Source organism: Streptomyces mutabilis, from assembly GCF_014649815.1.
GTDB lineage: Bacteria > Actinomycetota > Actinomycetes > Streptomycetales > Streptomycetaceae > Streptomyces > Streptomyces mutabilis.
Genome location: NZ_BMTT01000025.1, coordinates 1 through 20,663 on the forward strand (window position 1 = coordinate 1; position 20,663 = coordinate 20,663).

15 protein-coding genes and 5 pseudogenes are annotated in these 20,663 nt (G+C 71.2%); 5 read left to right on the forward strand and 15 right to left on the reverse strand.

The genetic code is table 11. The annotated features are described in order from the left end of the window. Both IE142_RS30955 and IE142_RS30960 read right to left on the reverse strand, forming a co-directional pair. Positions 1-243 (reverse strand): carboxyl transferase domain-containing protein (locus IE142_RS30955; RefSeq protein ID WP_306432622.1); only part of this gene is annotated, 243 nt, incomplete at its 3' end. A gap of 154 nt (positions 244-397) precedes the next feature. Beyond that, positions 398-2,777: pseudogene (locus tag IE142_RS30960) on the reverse strand (polysaccharide lyase 8 family protein). Positions 2,778-3,138: 361 nt separating this feature from the next. On the opposite strand from IE142_RS30960, the gene IE142_RS30965 reads away from it, so the two are divergent. Beyond that, complete coding sequence (locus IE142_RS30965) at positions 3,139-3,696, forward strand: YceI family protein (RefSeq protein ID WP_191888804.1); 558 nt, start codon at positions 3,139-3,141, stop codon at positions 3,694-3,696. Here IE142_RS30965 and IE142_RS30970 read toward each other — a convergent pair. Together IE142_RS30970 and IE142_RS37075 are read right to left on the reverse strand one after the other, a co-directional pair. Then, positions 3,683-3,850, reverse strand: a complete 168-nt coding sequence (locus tag IE142_RS30970) for a hypothetical protein (RefSeq protein WP_191888805.1) — start codon at positions 3,848-3,850, stop codon at positions 3,683-3,685. The two genes, IE142_RS30965 and IE142_RS30970, sit on opposite strands and share 14 nt — an antisense overlap. Before the next feature lie 105 nt (positions 3,851-3,955). Then, positions 3,956-4,057: pseudogene (locus IE142_RS37075) on the reverse strand (EamA family transporter); the annotation flags it as partial. Between the two features lie 49 nt (positions 4,058-4,106). Here IE142_RS37075 and IE142_RS30975 point away from each other — a divergent pair. Together IE142_RS30975 and IE142_RS30980 are read left to right on the forward strand one after the other, a co-directional pair. Next, positions 4,107-4,476, forward strand: a pseudogene (locus IE142_RS30975) (EamA family transporter); the annotation flags it as partial. Positions 4,477-4,659: 183 nt separating this feature from the next. Then, complete coding sequence (locus tag IE142_RS30980; protein ID WP_191888806.1) at positions 4,660-5,844, forward strand: Cmx/CmrA family chloramphenicol efflux MFS transporter; 1,185 nt, start codon at positions 4,660-4,662, stop codon at positions 5,842-5,844. Between the two features lie 58 nt (positions 5,845-5,902). On the opposite strand, the gene IE142_RS30985 is transcribed toward IE142_RS30980, so the two are convergent. From IE142_RS30985 to ureA, 6 genes are all read right to left on the reverse strand, one after another. Continuing rightward, positions 5,903-7,249 carry a hypothetical protein gene (locus IE142_RS30985; protein WP_191888807.1) on the reverse strand — a complete coding sequence of 449 codons (1,347 nt, stop codon included), beginning with the start codon at positions 7,247-7,249 and terminating at the stop codon, positions 5,903-5,905. 81 nt (positions 7,250-7,330) lie between these two features. Beyond that, entirely contained in the window at positions 7,331-8,935 is a 1,605-nt protein-coding gene (gene cimA / locus IE142_RS30990; protein WP_191888808.1) for a citramalate synthase, read from the reverse strand. A gap of 353 nt (positions 8,936-9,288) precedes the next feature. Continuing rightward, entirely contained in the window at positions 9,289-9,903 is a 615-nt protein-coding gene (locus IE142_RS30995) for a TetR/AcrR family transcriptional regulator (RefSeq protein ID WP_191888809.1), read from the reverse strand. Positions 9,904-9,915: 12 nt separating this feature from the next. Further along, positions 9,916-10,935: an agmatine deiminase family protein gene (locus tag IE142_RS31000; RefSeq protein WP_191888810.1), complete on the reverse strand. Its 1,020-nt coding sequence runs from the start codon at positions 10,933-10,935 to the stop codon at positions 9,916-9,918. Positions 10,936-10,963: 28 nt separating this feature from the next. Further along, entirely contained in the window at positions 10,964-12,676 is a 1,713-nt protein-coding gene (locus IE142_RS31005; protein WP_191888811.1) for an urease subunit alpha, read from the reverse strand. Continuing rightward, entirely contained in the window at positions 12,673-13,431 is a 759-nt protein-coding gene (ureA, locus tag IE142_RS31010; protein ID WP_191888812.1) for an urease subunit gamma, read from the reverse strand. The genes IE142_RS31005 and ureA overlap by 4 nt, the downstream gene beginning before the upstream one ends. 225 nt (positions 13,432-13,656) lie before the next feature. Here ureA and IE142_RS37440 point away from each other — a divergent pair. Both IE142_RS37440 and IE142_RS31015 read left to right on the forward strand, forming a co-directional pair. Beyond that, positions 13,657-14,022 (forward strand): annotated as a pseudogene (locus IE142_RS37440) (cytosine permease); the annotation flags it as partial. A gap of 61 nt (positions 14,023-14,083) precedes the next feature. Beyond that, positions 14,084-14,982 (forward strand): annotated as a pseudogene (locus tag IE142_RS31015) (cytosine permease). 60 nt (positions 14,983-15,042) lie between these two features. Here the strand turns inward: IE142_RS31015 and IE142_RS31020 are convergent. From IE142_RS31020 to IE142_RS31035, 5 genes are all read right to left on the reverse strand, one after another. After that, entirely contained in the window at positions 15,043-16,131 is a 1,089-nt protein-coding gene (locus IE142_RS31020; protein WP_191888813.1) for a branched-chain amino acid aminotransferase, read from the reverse strand. Positions 16,132-16,391: 260 nt separating this feature from the next. Next, positions 16,392-17,435, reverse strand: coding sequence for a 3-isopropylmalate dehydrogenase (locus tag IE142_RS31025; RefSeq protein ID WP_191888814.1), 1,044 nt, complete (start codon positions 17,433-17,435; stop codon positions 16,392-16,394). 76 nt (positions 17,436-17,511) lie between these two features. Then, positions 17,512-17,643, reverse strand: a complete 132-nt coding sequence (locus IE142_RS37445) for a hypothetical protein (protein ID WP_078949240.1) — start codon at positions 17,641-17,643, stop codon at positions 17,512-17,514. Between the two features lie 306 nt (positions 17,644-17,949). After that, positions 17,950-19,581 carry an L-glutamate gamma-semialdehyde dehydrogenase gene (gene pruA / locus IE142_RS31030; protein ID WP_191888815.1) on the reverse strand — a complete coding sequence of 544 codons (1,632 nt, stop codon included), beginning with the start codon at positions 19,579-19,581 and terminating at the stop codon, positions 17,950-17,952. A 49-nt stretch (positions 19,582-19,630) separates the two neighbouring features. After that, complete coding sequence (locus IE142_RS31035) at positions 19,631-20,557, reverse strand: proline dehydrogenase family protein (protein WP_191888816.1); 927 nt, start codon at positions 20,555-20,557, stop codon at positions 19,631-19,633. Positions 20,558-20,663: the final 106 nt, after the last annotated feature.

Consider the following 20,663-nt stretch of genomic DNA (forward strand, 5'->3'; position numbering starts at 1 on the left):
CTTCTTGGTCTCCAGGCCGAACCCGGTCGCCCGGTGCCGCCGCAACTGCTCGACCTCCCGGAAGGACCCCGGGTCCAGAAGCAGCTCGATGCGCTCCCGCGCGGTCAGCTTGCCCTTGGCGTGCTGCGCCGCCGTCGCCTTCTCGCTCGGTCCGGCCAGAGCCTGCGCACGGATCTCGTGCAGTTCAGCCACTCGCCCGCGCGCGTCCGTCGGCTCACCCGGCGCCTCATCCAAAACGGTCATGTAGCGACTCTACGAACCCGACCAAGGAATGCGAGCCGTCGACTCCGTACAGTCTCCGGCGCGTTTTCCTGGTAGCACTGAACAGAACCCCCACCGCATGCAGCCGTTTCAGCTGCTCAGGGCCCCAGATGCTTGTAGGGGTCGCACAAAGGCGTCAGCTGAGAGTCACCTCACATTCAAGGGTGGTACATACCACCCCTGGAGTGACACGGAGGTGCAGTCGGCGGCCTGTGGCGAGGACGTCGACCGTCTCGTCGGCGCGTACCACCCCCCCGGACCGGGTGGTCCCAGATGATCTCCAGGGGCTCTCCGGTGCGCGGCGGTTCGCTCACGCAGAGGGTAGCGGTGCGACCCCGGCGTCGGACCAGCACACTCGCGCCCGCGGTCGCGGTGAGCGGCCCTGCCGTGCCGGCCTGCCAGAAGTTGGCCGCCGTGAGGCCGAGCGGGGGCACGGTGACGGCCTGGCGGTGGTCGTCGTTGGCCAGGACGGTCAGCCACCGGTGGTCGGCGGCGCGGCGGGCGACGGTCCTGCGGGAGGCGCCCGGCATGAGGACGTAGTGGTAGCCGGCGTCGGTCGGGTCCGTGCCGTGGTCCAGCCAGAGGGTCTGCCAGCGGCGGGTGCGGCGCTCGGTGGTGCTGGTGGTGTTGATGTCGGACCAGGCGCCGGTGCGGTCCTCGCGCAGGATCCGCAGGTCGCCGTCGGGCACGATCCAGCCGCCGTGACCTTCCAGGTGGGCCCAGTGCCGACCGCGTGCGAGAGTCTGGGTGCCGTCCTCTCCGAGATTGCGGTTGTCGACGACCGTCTCCACGGGGACGCCGTCCGCGCAGGTGATGCCGGCGCCGAGGCAGACCACCGCGTCGGCGAGGAAGAACCAGGACTTGCGGGCATCGAGGGTCGAGCCGAGGCCCTTGAGGTGCTGGCCGACGGCCGCGTACTCGCCGTCGGTCGTGCCGCCGACCCAGCGCGCGTCGGGCTTGGGTGCGCCCCACTCGCCACCGGCCCTGTCGGCCAGGCGCTTGGTGGAGACGGTCGTTCCGGGCAGCCGGTACCAGTCGACGGTCGGCCAGAACCAGTCCGTGTACTGATCCGAAGCGGTCCCGTTCGCCCACCAGGTGAGCAGGCCGGCGCCGGTGTGCCAGCCACGCGGGTTCTCGCCGTTGCCGCACTCGTAGTGGGCGATGCGGTCACTGGCCATGGCGAGGCCGGCGGTGAAGGCCGGGCGGCGGTGGACGGCGCGGTCCATGGCGGCGAAGAGGCGGTGCCCGGTGGGCTCGGGCGCGGACTCGACGGGGGCGTCGGCGATCGCGTGCAGCCGGGCCAGGTCGGCGACCGGGAACTGGGGCGCGGTGAGGATCGGGGTGACGGTGTCCCGTTCGATCCAGCCCTTGATCCGGGCGTACCAGCGCTCGCGCTCGGCATCACTCGCGCCGCCCGCGAGGACTGCCATGGCCGCGATGAGCTGCTGCCCGTGGAAGTGGTCGCTGCGCATGACGCGCAGGTCGTCGCTCTTGAGGTACCCCCTGCTGATGGCGCGTCCGTTGACGCCGTCCATGACCAGTCCGTCGTGGACGAGGGGCGCGTAGGCTTTCTCGACGCTGTCGAGGATGATCTGCCTGCCATGGTCCGTCACCTCCCACTCCGAACCGGCGAGCAGGGTGAACAGCCGGCCGAGCCCGTCCAGCATGACCTGGCCGTACGTCCCCGAGTAGGCGACCCAGGTGTGCTGTACGAACGAGCCGTCGGCGTAGAGGCCGTCGCCCCTCGTGACGTACGGGAAGACCGGTGAGAGCGCGTCGCGGGCCAGCGCGATCTTGGCGGGACTCCGGCCCAGGACGCCGCGTAGGGCGACGGAGCGGCACAGGTCGACGCGGTTGGCGCCGGTGGACGTGCCGGAGTAGTCACCGAGCATCACGTCGGGGACGAAGTGGTCGACGGCGGCGCAGGCGGCGGCGGTGCGATCGGGGCCGAGGTGGTCGTACAGGGCGGCGGAGATGTCCATCAGGAGGCGGGGGCTGCCGATCTGCCATTCCCACCAGTTGCCGTAGCGGGTGGTGGCGGGGTTGTAGACGGTGGCCGAGAGGTGGTCGAGGCCGCGCAGGATGTCGGCGAGGAGGGCCTGGTCGCCGGTGGAGCCGGTGCCCTGCTGGACGTAGGCCTGGGTCATGGTCCACAGGCGGCCGTAGGCGAAGGTGATACCGGCGGGCGGATCGAAGGGGTGGCCGGGCCACAGGGAGGTGGGGGTGGGGGCCATGGTGGCGCGGTGGCGGCGGGCGCGGGCGCCGGTCTCGGCGAGGCGGGAGGCGTACGGTTCGGCGGCCGGGTCGTAGCCGGTGCCGAGGGCGATGTCGAGCCAGCGTCTGCGCAGGGTGTCGTAGGGATCCACCGGGTCCGCGGCGGGTGCGGGGACGGCGAGGGCGGGCGCGCCGAGGCCGGGGGCGAGCGCGGCGGCCAGGGCGGTCGCGAGCAGGAAGGTGCGGCGGGTGGGTTCGGCGCCGGTCCGGCGGGCGTACGGCCACATGGGGGTCATGCCCATGACCTTTCCCCGCTCCGGACACCGCCAGGCGGCGGTACGGAGGCTGCGGCGGCGCGTCGGCCGGTTTGAGGAAGCGGTGTTGCGGTTGATCGCGGCCTGGGTCCGCACCAGCTCCTCGCAGAACCCGGTCCAGCGGCAGCGTCGTCGGCACCCACGGCGTTGCTGAACGTCGAAGAAGTCGGTAGTCGCCGGTGGTCACGGTCGGGAGTTGTACGGCTGTACGTGCCTACCCGACCCGCTCCTCAGACGTCGCCGCCGCGCCGGTCATAACCGTTGAAGGCCGTACGGAATAGGACTAGAGTCGCCGCCGTTGGACTGGTTGAACATTCAACATCACGGCTCGACCTTCCTGGAGGACACCATGACCACGACCCCCGACCTCACCACCCTGACCGGCGCGTACACGATCGACCCGTCCCACACGACGATCGGCTTCACCGCGCGCCATGCCATGGTCACCAACGTCAAGGGCAAGTTCCTCGACTTCAGCGGCACGCTGCACCTGGACGGCATCCACCCGGAGAAGTCCACGGCGACCCTCGACGTCACGATGGACAGCATCGACACGGGTTCCGCCGACCGTGACGGCCACCTCAAGAGCTCGGACTTCTTCAAGACGGACGAGTTCCCGATGATGACCTTCCGTTCAACCATGGCGGAGTCCCTCGGCGGCGGCGACTACCGCGTCACCGGTGACCTCACGATCCTCGGCACCACCCGGCCGATCAGCATCGACCTGGAGTTCAACGGCGCCGCCAAGGACCCGTTCGGCAACGAGCGCGTCGGCTTCGAGGGCACGGCGGAGATCAAGCGTTCGGAGTGGGGCCTGACCTGGAACGCGGCCCTGGAGACGGGCGGCGTGCTGGTGTCCGACAAGATCAAGCTGAACTTCGACATCTCGGCGATCAAGCAGGTGTGAGCTCGACGTCGGCGGCGGCCCGGACCCGGATGCGCCGGCCGGGCCAGCCGATCGTCCCGTAGATCGTGTTGTACTGCGCGATCGAGTCGTCCGCCGGCACCGGGCGGACCGCGTCGGCAGCGGTCCGCCGCGACGTGGGGTGCCCGTCGGCCACCACGACCAGGTCACCCCCGGCTCAGCGCCTGTCGCGCCGTGGTGTCCCACGCGAACCTCCGTGGCGAAACCGGTCACGATGACCTCGGTGACGCCCGAGCGCCGTCCCCAGCCACAGTCCCAGCCACTGCCGACGGAACACGTACTGCCGCAGCACGGGCCCGGCGAGCGCACCGGCGACCAGCGGCTGGACGCCGTCGATCAGGGCACGGGCCAGGGCGGATGGTGTGCCGGTCGTGACCGTCCGTGGGCACCGGCGCACTCCGGTCGCGCTCCGGGCGGCGCTCGCGATCCACTGCCTGACCAGTGCCGTCCTTTTCTCGGCGCTGGCGGTGGGCGACGGGGCGGCGGTCCCGCCCGTCGTTCCGGACGGCGACCGCCTGGCTGGCGGTGCTGCCCACCTTCGGTGGCTACGGGCTGTACTGGCTGATCCTGCGCCGGTCGGGCCTCACCGAGGTCAGCACGCTCATGTTCCTCATGTCTCCGGTCACGGCCGTGTGGGGCGCCCTGATGCTCGGCGAGCACTTCGGCGTGCAGACCGCGATCGGCCCGGTCGTGGGCCTCGCGGCCGTCGTGGTCGTGCGGCGCGGGCGAAATCCGGTCGCGTCACTCGCCGCGAGCCGCTAACGTGCCCGGCGTGAACAGCCCAGAGGCGTCCAGACTCAGGCCACCGGTCCTCCGGTGGCTGTTCGTGATGCCGGGCCGCGGGACCCGCTGAGCGCGTACCCGTAGTCACCGCCGCACCACCGCCACCGGACGGCCGTCCGCCGTGTCGTGTTTCGTGTCGACTTCCGGGTGCGGGGTTACTTCATGCCGTTCGCTCTTCTTCTGCTGGGCCTAGCCGTGTTCGCCCAGGGAACGTCCGAGTTCATGCTGTCCGGGCTGGTGCCGGACATCGCCGGGGATCTACAGGTCACCGTGCCCGCGGCGGGGGCCCTGACCTCCGCCTTCGCGGTGGGGATGGTCGTCGGGGCGCCGTTGATGGCAGCGCTCGGGCGGCGCTGGTCGCGGCGGGGCGCCCTGCTGGGCTTCCTGCTCGTCTTCCTCGCCGTCCACGTGGTCGGTGCGGTCACCGACAGTTTCGAGGTGCTGCTGGCCACGCGGGTGGTGGGGGCGCTGGCCAACGCGGGGTTCCTGGCCGTGGCGCTGGTGACCGCCGCCGGCATGGTGCCGCCGCACGCCAAGGGGCGGGCCACGGCCACGCTGCTGGGCGGCGTGACGCTGGCCTGCGTGGTCGGGGTGCCCGCCGGTGCACTGCTCGGTCAGGTGTGGGGCTGGCGCTCGGCGTTCTGGGCGGTGGCGTTGCTGTCGGTGCCCGCGGTGGTCGCGGTGGCCCGGTCGGTGCCGGGCGGGGCCGCCGACGGCGCGCCTCCCCTGCTGGTGGTCGAGTTGCGGTCGCTGCGCAGCCCGCGGCTGCTGCTCGCACTGCTGATGGGGGCCCTGGTGAACGGGGCGACCTTCTGCACGTTCACGTATCTCGCGCCACTGGCCACGGAGGTCGGCGGGCTGGGCGACGCGTCGGTACCGGGGGTGCTCGCGCTGTTCGGGGCGGGATCGTTCGCCGGGGTGAACGTGGGCGGGCGGTTCGCCGACCGCAGCCCGGCGTCGGTGGTGACGGTGGGCGGGGCCGCGCTGGGCGCCGGGTGGTGCGTGCTCGCGCTGGGCGCCGGGCACCCGGTCCTGCTGCTCGGGCTCGTGTGCGTGCTGGGCGCGCTGTCCTTCGGGGTCGGCTCCACGCTGATCTCCCAGGTGCTGTACGCGGCACCGGACGCCCCGACCCTGGCGGGCGGTTTCGCGACGGCCGCGTTCAACGTGGGCGCGGCGCTGGGCCCGTGGGCCGGGGGGCTGGCGATCGGCGCGGGGTACGGATACCGGTCGCCGGCGTGGATCAGTGCGGGGCTCGTCGTCTGCGCCCTGGCCCTGACCGCCGCCGCGTCGGCCTTCGGCGCGGTGGGCCGGGCCGACGGAACGGCAGGCGTGCCGCGCCGACCGTAGACAGGTGACCGTGGGGGCCGCGCGCCGTGTGGCCCCCACGCCTCAAGCCTCCGCCGAGCTAGAAGCCTCCGCCGAAGTCCCCGCCACCGCCGCCGAACCCGCCGCCCCCACCGAAGTCGCCGCCCCCGAAACCGCCGCCGAAGTCGCCGGAATCGAAGTCGCCGCCCGTGACGTCGCCGCCCTCGTGGCCGCCGAAGTCGCCGTACCCCGCGCCGTAGGCGGGGCCGGCCATCATGCTGCCCAGCATCGTGCCGACCAGCAGGCCGGGGAGGATGCCGCCGCCGAAGTAGCCGCCGGCCCAGGGGCCGTAGGCCGGGCCCGCGTCCCAGTAGGGGCGGCGGCCGTACTCGGTGTCCACCTCGCGGACCATCGGGTCCAGGCCGTCGGACAGCCGGGCCTGGTCGGCCGCGCATACCGGCACCTGTCGGGTGGCGCCGCCCGGCGGGGTCCAGGTGACGTCGGCGACGGACGGGCCGTGGCGCGGGTCGAAGAAACAGGGCGGGCGGCGTTCGGGCAGCGGCCTGCCCTCGCGCCGGGCGGCGAGCTGGGCGAGCGAGAAGCGGCCGTCCTCCAGGGCCTGGGTGACCGCGCGCACGTCCTCCGGTTCACGGGCGTCCGCCATGTACGTCTTGGCCTGCTCGTAGGCGTCGAGGGCGCGTTCGTAGTCCGTGCGCATCGCGTCGTCGGCGTCCGGCTCGCCGGGGTGGAAGTCCAAACGGTCCAGTTCCTCGCCGAACGCCGTGATGTCCTCGTCGACCACCACACGCACCCGCTCCAGCGCCTCCCGCTGCTCCTCCTCGCGGCGGTGCCGGTTGCGCCGGGCGACCGCGTAGACCCCGGCACCGCCGGCCGCCACAACCGCGCCGGCGGCGATCAGGGCGCCGGTCGAGACGGAACCGCCGCCGCCGGAGTCCCAGGACGCCGGCGCGGAGCCGCGGACGCTGCGCAGCGCGTCGTCGACGAAGTCGTTGAGCTGGGCCTTGGGATCGCCCGCGCCCTGCGCGGCCGTGACGAGGTTGTCCACGCCCTGGCGGCTCAGCACGCTGCTGTCGGCGCGCGCGTCGAACTCGTCGCCGAGCCGGATGCCGTACAGGCCGGTGATCCCGGTCTCGGTACGGAGGTTCTGGAAGAGGTTCTCGGCCGGGTAACCGGCCGGGAGGACCGCGACGAAGACGGGTTCGTTCGCGTCCTCGATCTTGTCGGCGAGCGCCTCGGCGTCAGCCTCGGACAGCAGGTCGGAGGCGGCCGGGTCCACGTAGACGGGACTCTCCCGCAGAGCCACGCCGATCTCGGAGACGTCGGTGGCCGCCTGCGCACCGGGCGCACCGGCCATCAGCACCGCCAGGAGGGCGACGACCGGCGCGACCAGGAGGCGTATGAGGACTCGAGCGCGTGCGTCCTTCATACGTTCGAAAGTACCCGAATCGACCTCAATAAGACATCAGTGAGGAAGAGGAATCCGAGGGAGACCGATCCGGGACCCGGCTCACTCCGCGGGCTCGACCCCCGCCCGCAGCAGCCCGTACGTGTACGCGTCCTCCAGGGCCTGCCACGAGGCGGCGATGACGTTCTCCGCGACACCCACCGTGGACCACTCCCCCGTCCCGTCGGTCGTGGAGATCAGGACCCTGGTGGTTGACTGGGTGCCGTGCACGCCCTCAAGGATGCGGACCTTGTAGTCGACGAGGTCGAGCTTGGCCAGCTCCGGGTAGATCTTCTCCAGGGCGACGCGCAGTGAGCGGTCCAGGGCGTTGACCGGGCCGTTTCCCTCCGCTGTGGCGACGATGCGCTCGCCCTTGGCCCAGAGCTTGACGGTGGCCTCGTTGGCGTGGGAGCCGTCGGGGCGGTCCTCGGTGATCGCACGCCAGGACTCGACGTCGAAGTACTTCAGCGGCTCGCCCTCGGCCTCCGCCCGCAGCAGGAGCTCGAAGGAGGCGTCGGCGGCCTCGTAGGTGTAGCCCGCGAGCTCCCGCTCCTTGACGCGCTCGACGACCCGGCCGACCAGTTCGCGGTCGCCGCCGAGATCGATGCCGAGCTCCTTGCCCTTGAGCTCGATGGAGGCGCGGCCTGCCATGTCGGAGACCAGCATCCGCATGGTGTTGCCGACCAGCTGGGGGTCGATGTGCTGGTACAGGTCCGGGTCGACCTTGATCGCGGAGGCGTGCAGTCCGGCCTTGTGGGCGAAGGCGGACACGCCGACGTAGGGCTGGTGGGTGGAGGGGGTGAGGTTCACGACCTCGGCGATGGCGTGGGAGATGCGGGTCATCTCGCGCAGCCGGCCCTCGGGCAGCACCTCCTTGCCGTACTTCAGCTCCAGCGCGGCCACGACCGGGAACAGGTTGGCGTTGCCGACGCGCTCGCCGTAGCCGTTGGCCGTGCACTGGACGTGGGTGGCACCCGCGTCGACCGCGGCGAGGGTGTTGGCGACGGCGCACCCGGTGTCGTCCTGGGCGTGAATGCCGAGCCGGGCGCCGGTGTCGGCGAGCACCGTGGCGACCACGGCCTGGATCTGCGCCGGGAGCATGCCGCCGTTGGTGTCGCACAGGACGACCACGTCGGCGCCCGCCTCGGAGGCGGCACGGACGACGGCCTTGGCGTACTCGGGGTTGGCGCGGTAGCCGTCGAAGAAGTGCTCGCAGTCGACGAAGACCCGGCGGCCCTGGGCCTTGAGGTGGCAGACCGTGTCCGCGACCATGGCGAGGTTCTCGTCGAGCGTGGTGCGCAGGGCCAGCTCGACGTGCCGGTCGTGGGACTTCGCGACCAGCGTGATCACCTCGGCGCCGGACTCCAGCAGTGCCCTGACCTGGTGGTCCTCGGCGGCGGTGGCGCCCGCGCGGCGCGTGGAGCCGAAGGCGACCAACTGGGCGTGCTGGAATTCGATCTCCTCGCGGGCACGGGCGAAGAACTCGGTGTCCCGCGGGTTGGCGCCGGGCCAGCCGCCTTCGATGAAGCCCACGCCGAAGTCGTCCAGGTGCCGTGCGATGGCCAGCTTGTCCGCGACCGTGAGGTTGATGCCCTCGCGTTGCGCGCCGTCGCGCAGGGTGGTGTCGAAGACGTGGAACGAATCGTCGAGTTCGCTGGGTGCGGTCATGATCTGGAGGCTCCTGTATGGGATCTCGGTCTACCGGAATGACCGGTTCCACCGTCCGTCTATGATCCCTCGCGCTCTCTTCCCGGCTGGGGGTGGGCCAGGAAAACGAAAAACCTCTCGCGGGTGCGAGAGGTCTGCGCGCGGGTCGAGGACGACGGTGTCCACCCGTACCTGGTCGTACGTGGTGGTCACTGCGGACCGGCGCGCCTGCTGCCAATAATCATGGCGAACGAGAGCACGGCGGCAGTCTGGCACAGTTCGTCCCCGTGCTCACCGCCCGTCTCAGGATGCGAGCAGTGACCGTCCGGAACCGGACGTTCACGTCCGGGCGGGCACGTTGGGGAACCGGACGCTCAGGTCGCGGCGAAGAGCCCGTCCGCCAGGAACTCCCCCACGTGGCCGAGCACCTGCTCCCGGTCCGTGCCGCGCAGTCCGATCGCCACGTGGATGGCGAAGCCGTCGAGCAGGGCGCGCAGCCGGGAGGCGAAGCGGTCGGGGTCGACGGGGCGGAACTCTCCGCGCGAGACGCCCTCGGCGAGCAGTGCGACCAGGTCGCGGTGCCAGGCACCCTCGATGGTGGCCTGCCGGTCGCGGGCGGCGGATTCGTCGGCGGCGCTCTGCGAGCGGTTCCAGACCTCCAACCACAACGTCCAGTGCGGGTCGCGGTGGCCTTCGGGGACGTACAGGTCGACGTAGGCGTCGAGGCGTTCGCGGGCGGTGCCGGTGCGGGTGAGCAGGCGCCCTCGCTCGACACCGAGGCGGCCCTCGCTCCACTCCAGGGTGCGCAGCAGCAGTTCGTCCTTGGAGTGGAAGTAGTAGAGGAGGTGGCCGCTGCTCATGCCGACCTCGCGGCCGAGGGCCGCCATGGTCAGTTTCTCCAGGCCGCGCTCGGCGATCATCTCCATGGCGGCGGCGAGGACTTCCTCGCGGGGCGGTGCGTTCTTCCGCGCTCGCGCCGCACCGGCCATGGCTGACTCCTTCTAGATCCTCGGCTGCTGTTGCGTGATGCAGTGGATGCCTCCACCGCTCGCGAAGATCGTACGGGCGTCCACCGGTGTCACCGTGCGCTCGGGGAACAGGCGCCGGAAGATGCCCGCCGCGAGTTCGTCGTGCGGGTCGTCGAAGGCGCACAGGACGACGCCGCCGTTGCACAGGTAGTGGTTGACGTACGAGTAGTCGACCCAGTCGCCCTCCTCGTCCTTCAGGACGGTCGGGGCGGGAATCTCGACGACCTCCAGGCGGCGGCCCTCGGCGTCGGTCTGGCCGCGCAGGATTTCCGCGTACAGCTGCGAACGGGCGTGGTCGGGGTGGGCGGGGTCGCGCTGACTGTGCACGACGACGGTGCCCGGACGGGCGAAGGCCGCGACGATGTCGACGTGGCCCTGGGTGCCGTACCTGCCGTAGTCGCCGGTCAGGCCGTGCGGGAGCCAGATCGCCTTGGTGGTGCCGAGCTTGGCGTGGATCTCCGCCTCGACCTGCTCACGGGTCCAGCCGGGGTTGCGGCCGGCGCCGAGCTGGACGGTGTCGGTCAGCAGGACCGTGCCCTCGCCGTCGACGTGGATCGCGCCGCCCTCGTTGACGAGCGTGCTGCCGAGGACGGGGACGCCGGCGAGGTCCGCGACATGGTGGGCGATCTTGGAGTCGTGCTCCCAGCGGGCCCAGTCCTGGGCGCCCCAGCCGTTGAACACCCAGTCCACGGCGGCCAGCCCGCCCTGCCCGTCCGTCACGAAGGTCGGGCCGATGTCCCGCATCCAGGCGTCGTCCAGCTCGCGCTCCACCAGGTCGACGTCCGGGCCCAGCAGCTCGCGCGCGGTGTCGCCCTGGCCGGGTCCGTGCACCATCGTCACCGGCTCGAATCGGCGCACCGCGCGGGCGACGGACGCCCAGGCGGCACGGGCCCCGGCCAACTCCTCGTCGTCGGTGAACGTCGGGTTGGGGCCGGGCCAGGCCATCCAGGTGCGTTCGTGCGGGGCCCACTCGGGGGGCATGCGGAAGGTCATGGAGGTGTCCCAGGAGGTCGGGGGCAGGTCAGAGGAAGTAAAGGCGATTGAGGGAGACCGAGTCGGCCGGTTCGGAGCGCAACGGGTCGCCGTCCAGGGTGACGAGGCCGGTGCGCTGGTCGACGTCGACCGCGCCGGTACGGGAGTTCAAGCGCAGGTCGGCCGGTCCGATGCCGCGCGTACCGCGCACGGCGACCCGGCGGCGGCGGGTCGGCATGGTGTCGTTGCCCTGGTCGAGGGCGGCCTGCGCGACGAAGGCCACCGATATCTCGGCGGGGGTGGCACCGTGGGCGCCGAACTGCGGACCGAGGACGAGGGGTTCGCAGGTGTCGGTGGCCGCGTTCGGGTCACCGACCACGCCGTACGCCGGGAAGCCCGACTTGAGGACGAGCTGCGGCTTGGCGCCGAAGTGGTCCGGCCGCCACAGCACGATGTCGGCCAGCTTGCCGACCTCGATCGAGCCCACCTCGTGGGACAGGCCGTGGGCGATGGCCGGGTTGACGGTCAGCTTGGCGATGTAGCGCAGGACGCGCGCGTTGTCGTCGTCCCCGTCGGCGCCGAACTGGGCCTTCATCTTGCCGGCCATGGCGAAGGTGCGGCGGACGGTCTCGCCGGCCCGGCCCATGCCCTGCGCGTCGGAGGAGGTGATGCCGATGGCGCCCAGGTCGTGCAGCACGTCCTCGGCGCCCATGGTCCCGGCACGAATGCGGTCGCGGGCCATGGCGGCGTCGCCCGGCAGGTCGGTCTTGAGGTCGTGGACGGAGACGATCATGCCGTAGTGCTCGGCGACCGCGTCCCGACCGAAGGACAGGGTGGGGTTGGTGGAGGAGCCGATCACGTTGGGGACGCCGGCCATCTTCAGGACGTTGGGGACGTGTCCGCCGCCGCAGCCCTCGATGTGGAAGGCGTGGATGGTGCGGCCCTCCAGGACGCGGAGGGTGTCCTCGACCGACAGGCACTCGTTCAGGCCGTCGCTGTGCAGGGCGACCTGGACGTCGTGCTCCTCGGCGACGCGCAGGGCGGTGTCCAGGGCGCGGGTGTGGGCGCCCATGTCCTCGTGCACCTTGAAACCGCTCGCCCCGCCCTCGGCCAGCGCCTCGATCAGCGGCGCCTCGTGGGACGACGAACCCCGGCCGAGGAAGCCGATGTTGACCGGCCAGGCGTCGAACGCGCCGAACGCGTGCTTCAGCGCCCAGGGCGAGTTGACGCCGACGCCCCACACCGGGCCGAACTCCTGCCCGATGATCGTCGTCACGCCGGACGCGAGCGACGCCTCCATGATCCGGGGGGAGAGCAGGTGGACGTGGGTGTCGACGGCTCCGGCGGTGGCGATGAGCCCTTCACCGGACACGATGGTGGTGCCGGTGCCGACCACGACGTCGACCCCGTCGAGGGTGTCGGGGTTGCCGGCCCTGCCGATCCCGCTGATCCGCCCCTCACGGATGCCGATCGACACCTTCCTGATCCCCTGGGCCGCGTCGATCACGACGACGTTGCTGATCACGACGTCACAGGTCTCGCGGACGGCGGCGGCCTGGAGGTGCAGTCCGTCGCGGGCGGTCTTGCCGAAGCCGGCCAGGAACTCGTCGCCGTACCGCTGGGCGTCGGACTCCACGCGGATCACCAGCCCCGTGTCACCGAGGCGCACGCGGTCACCGGCCCGGGGGCCGTGGGTGGCGGCGTAGGCGTGGGGGTCGACGTGGATCGACTCGCGGACCTCGCGTCCCTTCGAGCGGCTCATCTCCCGCCTCCTTCCGGTGCGTCCGGCTCTCCTGGCACTTCGCGCGCTTCCCGCTCTTCCTCAACTTCCCGTACTTTCTGCGCGACCCCCAGGTAGCCGCAGGCCGCGGCCCGCCGCAGCGCCTCTTCCTTCGCCCCCGGCGCGTCCAGCGGCCCGTCCACCAGACCCGCGAAGCCGATCGCGATCCGCCGCCCGCCGATGGGCACGAGGCCGACCTCGGCGCTCTCCCCCGGCCCGAAGCGGACCGAGGACCCGGCGGGGACGGCCAGCCGCATGCCGTAGGCCCGTTCGCGGTCGAAGTCCAGCCGCGGGTTGGCCTCGAAGAAGTGGAAGTGGGAGGTTACGGAGACCGGCACGGTCGCGGTGTTGGCCACCGGGATGCGCACCGCGACCTCGGTCTCGGCGTGGTCGGGCCCGGGCAGCAGGGCGCCCGGTGCCTCCTCCCCCAGCCCGTCCCCGATGGGGTCGGAGACCACGGCGAGCCGGGACCCGTCGTCGAAGACGGCCTCCACGTGCACCTCGGTGACCACGTCCGCGACGCCGGGCAGCACGTCGCCCGGGCCCAGCACGGACCGGGCCCGCTCGATCGCCTCCGCGAGCCGGGCGCCGTCGCGGGCGGCCTCGCACACGGTGTCCGCGATCAGTGCGGTCGCCTCCGGCACGTTGAGCCTGAGCCCACGGGCACGGCGGGCCCGGGCCAGCTCGGCCGCCCCGAAGAGCAGCAGCCGGTCACGTTCCGTGGGAGTCAGTCTCACGACGTGGCACCTCCTTGCCTTCCCTCAGATTTGAACATCACTCTAAACGGCATACACATGGTACGGACCGTTGACGGAGGGCAGCGCCACACGTCACATTGAGCGTCGCTCTAAACTACAGGCGGCCGTCGAAGTAGACCAGCCACGCCGATCGAACAGCGCGGAGTCGACACCGTCCCCGAGGAGGAACGAACCAGCGGGCCGCGGGACCTCGTCTCGATCCTGCTGGGCTCCAACCTCTGCCTCGGTGTGATCGTCTTCGGCTGGCCGCCGCCGTTCTTCGGCCTGGACTGGTGGGCGTCGGTCAGCTCCGTGGTGGCGGGCACGGTCTTCACGGCGCCGCTGGCCCTGGTCTCCCTGCGCACCGGCACCAACCTCTCCACGTCGTCCGGCGCCCGGTTCGGGGTGCGCGGGCGGCTGGTCGGCTCGGTGGTGGGGCTACTGCTCACCCTCGGTTACACCGTGCTGACCGTGTGGACCGGCGGGGACGTGATGATGGGCGTGCTGGACCGGCTCTCCGGATTGCCGCAGGGCGGGGCCGCGTACGCCGTCGTCTACGGGCTGCTCGCCGCGGCGACCGTCGCGGGCGCGGTCTACGGCTACCGGGTGCTGCTCGCCCTGTCCCGGGTGCTGGCCTTCGGCATGACCGCTCTTGGTCCTCGGACTGATCGCCTACGCCCCCGACTTCACGACCGCCGCGCTGCCCGAGGCGGGCGGACATCTGCTGGGCGGGTTCTGGCCGACGTGGCTGCTCGCCGCCGTGGCCGCCGGTCCGTCCGGACCGATCGCCTTCACCACGCTGCTCGGCGACTACACCCGCTGCATCCCCCCGGCCCGCTTCTCCTCCCGCCGGGTCCTGCACGCGAGCTGGCTGGACCTGATGCTGGGCCTGCTGGTGCCGCAGCTCTTCGGCACCTTCACGTCGTACGCCGCCCGCGCCGCCCTCGACTACGCGGGTCCGCTGGTCGACGCCGCCCCCACCTGGTACCTGGTGCCGCTGCTGCTGGCCGCCTCCGCGGGCTCGGTCGGCAACGCGGGACTGATGCTGTACTCCATGCGCGCGCCTACCGGCCCCGGGCCACCTGCGCGGTCGCCGTCGTCGCCACCGCCTGTGTCTTCGCCGGGCACTGCACCTGGGACGCACAGTCGGCGATGACGTCCTCCGTACTGCTGCTGACGGCGATCGGCACCCCGTGGGCGGTCATCACGATGATCGGCTTCGTACGCTGCGGCGGGGTGTACGACGCCGACGCGCTCCAGGTCTTCAACCGCCGGGCGCGGGGCGGCGCCTACTGGTACCGCGCCGGCTGGAACCTCCCGGCCACGGCGGCCTGGGCGGCGGGCGCGGTGGTCGGCGTGCTGGCGGTTTCCCTGCCGTCGCACGAGGGCCCGCTGCTGGCGCTCACCGGCGGCGTGGACTGCAGCTTCCTGCTGTCGGGGCTGGTGGGTGGGGTGGTGCACCTGCTCCTGCCACAGCCCCGGGCCCGCTCCCTGCGGAGCCCGGGGTCGGCCGACTCGGCCCGTCCGGCGCTTGAGGACGAGGCCGTCTAGGCCGGAGCGGGGCCCGGGGGCGAAGCCCCCGGCGAGGCCCGCCCCGGCGCCGGGCGCGCCTCAGACCAGCCGGTGAATCCACCCGTGCTTGTCCTCGGCGGTACCCCGCTGGATGTCCAGCAGCGCGTCGCGGAGCCGCTGTGTGACCTCCCCGGTCTCGCCCCCGCTCTGCTGCCACTGCGCACCGGCGCGCTTGACCGTGCCGACCGGCGTGATCACGGCCGCCGTACCGCAGGCGAAGACCTCGGTCAGGGTGCCGTTCTCCGAGTCGCGCTGCCACTGGTCGACCGAGATCCGGCCCTCCTCGGCCTCGTAGCCGAGGTCACGGGCGACGGTGAGCAGGGAGTCGCGGGTGACGCCCTCGAGGATGGAACCGGTGAGCGCGGGCGTGACGATCTTGTCGCTGTACACGAAGTACAGGTTCATGCCGCCCAGTTCCTCGACCCACTTGCGCTCGATCGCGTCGAGGTAGCAGACCTGGTCACAGCCCTTGGTGGCGGCCTCGGCCTGGGCGAGCAGGGAGGCCGCGTAGTTGCCGCCGGTCTTGGCGTCGCCCATGCCGCCGGGGACGGCGCGGACGCGGTCCTCGGAGACCCAGATGGAGACGGGCTTGACGCCGCCGGGGAAGTAGGCGCCGGCCGGGGAGGCGATGACCAGGAACTGGTACTCGTTGGCCGGCTTCACGCCCAGGCCGACCTCGGTCGCGATCATGAACGGGCGCAGGTAGAGGGACTCCTCGCCGCCGTGCGCCGGGACCCACTTCTCGTCCTGCCGCACCAGCGCGTCGCACGCCTCGATGAAGGTCTCCACCGGCAGTTCCGGCATGCCCAGGCGGCGCGAGGAGGCCTGGAAGCGCTGCGCGTTCTTCTCCGGGCGGAAGGTGGCGACGCTGCCGTCGGGGCGGCGGTAGGCCTTCAGGCCCTCGAAGATCTCCTGCGCGTAGTGCAGGACCATGGTGGCCGGGTCGAGGGAGAGCGGGCCGTACGGGACGAGCTGTCCGTCGTGCCAGCCGCGGCCCTCGGTCCACTTGATCGTCACCATGTGGTCGGTGAAGTGGCGGCCGAACCCGGGGTTGGCCAGAATCGCTTCCCGCTCGGCGTCGGAGAGCGGGGTGGCGGAGGGCTTGAGCTCGATCGTGGGCGTCGTCATGGATTGTTGTCCTTCACCGGTTTTGATTGTGACGGGCCGCTGTCACGCCCGTACGGCCGGTGGCCGGTGCTAGGACGTCCGAGCATTCCCTCATGTCACGGCTTCGCGTTCGATTATCGCGCGCGGCCCGTGACGGATGAAACGGGGTGAATGCGGCCCATGGTTCGATGGTCGCACCTGGCGGACGCAGGAGAAAGCCGCCGGGTACCTTGTTTTTCGGACCCGGCGGCTTCGAAAGATTGGATTTCGAGCGTGCCGGGTCAGCCGGCTACTCGTCCGGCGAGCGCGTCGCCGATCTCCGAGGTGGAGCGGGCGGGCTTGCCGGCACGCTCGCCGAGGTCGGCCGAGACCGCGTCCTCGATGCGGGCGGCCTCGGCCTCGTAGCCGAGGTGGCGCAGCAGCAGGGCGACGGAGAGGACCGTGGCGGTGGGGTCGGCCTTGCCCTGGCCGGCGATGTCGGGCGCGGAACCGTGGACCGGCTCGAACATCGAGGGGAACTCGCCGGACGGGTTGATGTTCCCGCTCGCGGCGACGCCGATGCCGCCGGAGACGGCCGCGGCGAGGTCGGTGATGATGTCGCCGAAGAGGTTGTCGGTGACGATCACGTCGAAGCGCTCGGGCTGGGTGACCAGGTAGATGGTCGCCGCGTCGACGTGCATGTACTCGGTGGTGACCTCGGGGTACTCCTCGGCCACCTTGTTGAAGACGTTCGTCCACAGGTGACCGGCGAAGGTCAGCACGTTGTTCTTGTGGATCAGCGCCAGCTTCCTGCGCGGGCGGGCCTGCGCGCGGGCGAAGGCGTCGCGCACGACGCGCTCGACACCGTAGGCCGTGTTGACGGAGACCTCGGTGGCGACCTCGTGCTCGGTGCCCTTGCGGATGGTGCCGCCGTTGCCGGTGTACGGGCCCTCGGTGCCCTCGCGGACGACGACGAAGTCGATCTCCGGCTGCCCGGCGAGCGGGGTGGCGACACCCGGCAGCAGCTTGGACGGCCGCAGGTTGACGTGGTGGTCGAAGGCGAAGCGGAGCTTGAGCAGGAAGCCGCGCTCCAGGACGCCGGACGGCACCGAGGGGTCGCCGATCGCGCCGAGCAGGATGGCGTCGTGCGCCTTGAGGGCGTCGAGGTCGGCGTCGGTGAGGGTCTCTCCGGTCGCGTGGTAGCGCCGGGCGCCGAAGTCGAACTCCTTGGTCTCCAGCTTCACATCCTGCGGGAGGACGGCGGAGAGGACCTTCAGACCTTCGGCCACGACCTCCTGGCCGATGCCGTCACCGGGAATCACTGCGAGTTTGATGCTGGGAGACATGACGGCACCCTACTGCGCGTCCCACGGGATGACATGCGGCGTCCGGCATTCGGACGCCGCTGTCGTCCCGCGCGACTCAGTGGCCGGTGGCGCCGCCGTTGTCGCGGCGGTCGAGGGCGCGCTGGAGGGCGGCGGCGGCGTTCTTGCGCTCGGAGTCGCTGGTACGGGAAAGGTGGCGGACTCGGCGGCGGACGGTGGTCTCGGCCATGGAATCGACTCCTTCGGCACAGCACACGGGGTGCGGAGAAAGGGGATTGCGTGAGGCCGGAAGGGGCGGGAAGCACGGAGCAGCAGGGGTTGCCTGCACGGAGCCCGGCTCACGACCGCCCTTCGCTCGATCGAGCGGGACGTTCGGCTCCTACAAAGTTAAGGGAGCACGGAGCGTCTGTCTCCACAATTACTCGGACTTCCTACTATCTGAGACAGTGGCCTCGACCGCACCGCCCTGACCTGCGAAAACGCCGACGGGCCAGGTCGGGTGACCTGGCCCGTCCGCGGGCGTGCCGAGGGGGCGTCAGCCCATGTGCGGGTACGTGTAGTCGGTCGGCGCGACCAGCGTCTCCTTGATGGCGCGGGTCAGCGTCCAGCGCATCAGGTTCTGCGGGGCGCCGGCCTTGTCGTTGGTGCCGGAGGCACGGCCGCCGCCGAAGGGCTGCTGGCCGACGACGGCGCCGGTCGACTTGTCGTTGATGTAGAAGTTGCCGGCCGCGTAGCGCAGCTTCTCCATCGTGTACGCCGCCGCCGCGCGGTCGTTGGAGATGACCGAGCCGGTGAGGGCGTAGTCGGAGACCGACTCCATCTGGGTCAGCATCTCGTCGTACCTGTCGTCCTCGTAGACGTACACGGCGAGGATCGGGCCGAAGTACTCGGTGCGGAAGACCTCGTTCTCCGGGTCGGTGCACTCGATGACCGTCGGGCGGACGAAGTAGCCGACCGAGTCGTCGTAGGAGCCGCCGGCGACGATCGTGCAGGCGTCGTCCTCCTTGGCGCGGTCGATGGCGGCCTTGTTCTTGGCGAAGGACCGCTCGTCGATGACGGCGCCGATGAAGTTCGACAGGTCGGTGACGTCGCCCATGGTGAGGTAGTCGACCTCGGCGGCGAACTCCTCCTTGAAGCCGTCGTTCCAGATGGACGCCGGGATGTACGCGCGGGAGGTGGCGCTGCACTTCTGGCCCTGGTACTCGAAGGCGCCGCGGGTCAGAGCGGTCTTGAGGACGGCACGGTCGGCGCTCGGGTGGGCGACGAGGAAGTCCTTGCCGCCGGTCTCGCCGACCAGGCGCGGGTAGGTGCGGTACTTCTCGATGTTGTTGCCGACCGTCTTCCACAGGTGCTGGAAGGTCTTGGTCGAGCCGGTGAAGTGGATGCCCGCGAGGTCCCGGTGCTCCAGGGCGACCTCGGAGACCGCGATGCCGTCGCCGGTGACGAGGTTGATGACGCCCCTGGGCAGACCGGCCTCCTCCAGGAGCTGCATCAGCAGCACGGCGGCGTGGGTCTGGGTCGGGGACGGCTTCCAGACCACCACGTTGCCCATCAGGGCCGGGGCGGTGGGCAGGTTGGCGGCGATCGCGCTGAAGTTGAACGGCGTGATCGCGTAGACGAATCCCTCCAGCGGGCGGTGGTCCATGCGGTTCCACACGCCCTGGGAGTTGGCCGGGGGCTGCTCGGCCAGGATGTTGCGGGCGTAGTGGACGTTGAAGCGCCAGAAGTCGATCAGCTCGCAGGGGCTGTCGATCTCGGCCTGCTGGGCCGTCTTGGACTGGCCGAGCATCGTGGAGGCGGCGATGGTCTCGCGCCACGGGCCGGACAGCAGCTCGGCGGCGCGCAGGATGATCGCCGCGCGGTCGTCGAAGGACATCGCGCGCCAGGCCGGGGCGGCGGCCAGGGCGGCGTCGATCGCGTCCTGGGCGTCCTGCTGGGTGGCGTTCGCGTACGTGCCCAGACGCGCCTTGTGGTTGTGCGGCTGCACGACGTCGAAGCGCTCACCGCCGCCCATCCGCTTCTCGCCGCCGATGGTGCAGGGCAGATCGATCGGGTTGTCGGCCAGCTCCTTGAGCTTGGCCTCCAGACGGGCACGCTCGGGCGAGCCGGGGGCGTAGCCGTGCACCGGCTCGTTGACGGGGGTGGGGACCTGGGTCACAGCGTCCATGGGTTCCGTTACTCCTTGACTTGAGCGGGTTGTGCGAGCGGGTGCGGGCTCAGCCCTTGCTCACCATCGAGCGGGCGAAGAACCGGAGGTTGGCCGGCTTCTCCGCCAGACGGCGCATGAAGTAGCCGTACCAGTCGGTGCCGTAGGCGGTGTACACGCGCATGCGGTGGCCCTCGGCGGCGAGCCGCAGGTGCTCGTCGCCGCGGATGCCGTACAGCATCTGGAACTCGTACTCGTCGAGCTTGCGCCCGGCGGTGCGGGCCAGCTCCTGCGCGATGGAGATCAGGCGCGGGTCGTGGGACCCGATCATCGGGTAACCCTCGCCCTCCATCAGCGTCCGCAGGATGCGCACGTACGCCTTGTCGATCTCGTGGCGCTGCTGGTAGGCGACCTCGGCGGGCTCCTTGTAGGCGCCCTTCACCAACCGTACGCGAGAGCCGTTGTCGGCGAGCCGGCGCGCGTCGGCCTCGGTGCGGAAGAGGTATGCCTGGATGACGCAGCCGGTCTGCGGGAAGTCCTTCCGCAGCTCCTCGTGGATGGCGAACATCGAGTCGAGGGTGGTGTGGTCCTCGGCGTCGAGGGTGACGGTGGTGCCGATCTCGGCGGCGGCCTCGACGACCGGGCGGACGTTCCGCAGGGCCAGCTCGTGACCGCCGGCCAGTGCCTGGCCGAACATCGAGAGCTTGACGGACATCTCGGCGCGGGTGCCGAGGTCCAACGGCTTGAGCCGGTCGATCAGCTCCAGGTAGGCGTCGCGGGCGGTCTCCGCCTGCGCCGGGGTGGTGATGTCCTCGCCGACGACGTCCATCGTCAGCTCCAGGCCCTGGTCGGTCAGCTCCCGGATGATCGGGACAATCTGGTCGACCGTCTCGCCGGGGATGAACCGGTCGACGACCGGCTTGGTCACGGGCGCGGCGGAAACCAGCCGACGCATCCGGTCGCTGCGGGACGCGGCGAGAATCACGGGACCCAACACGGGGCACCTCCACTTACCAACCAACACAGGGCCGTGGCCCGACGTTTCGGGAACGGCACGGAGAACCACCGTGAAATCTAAGGATGCCCCCGATCGTGGGCCATCG

Coding starts and splice junctions, on each gene's coding strand:
- IE142_RS30965 (WP_191888804.1), top strand. CDS start 3,139: ATGACCACGACCCCCGACCTCACCACCCTGACCGGCGCGTACACGATC.
- IE142_RS30980 (WP_191888806.1), top strand. CDS start 4,660: ATGCCGTTCGCTCTTCTTCTGCTGGGCCTAGCCGTGTTCGCCCAGGGA.
- IE142_RS30985 (WP_191888807.1), bottom strand. CDS start 7,249: ATGAAGGACGCACGCGCTCGAGTCCTCATACGCCTCCTGGTCGCGCCG.
- cimA (WP_191888808.1), bottom strand. CDS start 8,935: ATGACCGCACCCAGCGAACTCGACGATTCGTTCCACGTCTTCGACACC.
- IE142_RS30995 (WP_191888809.1), bottom strand. CDS start 9,903: ATGGCCGGTGCGGCGCGAGCGCGGAAGAACGCACCGCCCCGCGAGGAA.
- IE142_RS31000 (WP_191888810.1), bottom strand. CDS start 10,935: ATGACCTTCCGCATGCCCCCCGAGTGGGCCCCGCACGAACGCACCTGG.
- IE142_RS31005 (WP_191888811.1), bottom strand. CDS start 12,676: ATGAGCCGCTCGAAGGGACGCGAGGTCCGCGAGTCGATCCACGTCGAC.
- IE142_RS31020 (WP_191888813.1), bottom strand. CDS start 16,131: ATGACGACGCCCACGATCGAGCTCAAGCCCTCCGCCACCCCGCTCTCC.
- IE142_RS31025 (WP_191888814.1), bottom strand. CDS start 17,435: ATGTCTCCCAGCATCAAACTCGCAGTGATTCCCGGTGACGGCATCGGC.
- IE142_RS37445 (WP_078949240.1), bottom strand. CDS start 17,643: ATGGCCGAGACCACCGTCCGCCGCCGAGTCCGCCACCTTTCCCGTACC.
- pruA (WP_191888815.1), bottom strand. CDS start 19,581: ATGGACGCTGTGACCCAGGTCCCCACCCCCGTCAACGAGCCGGTGCAC.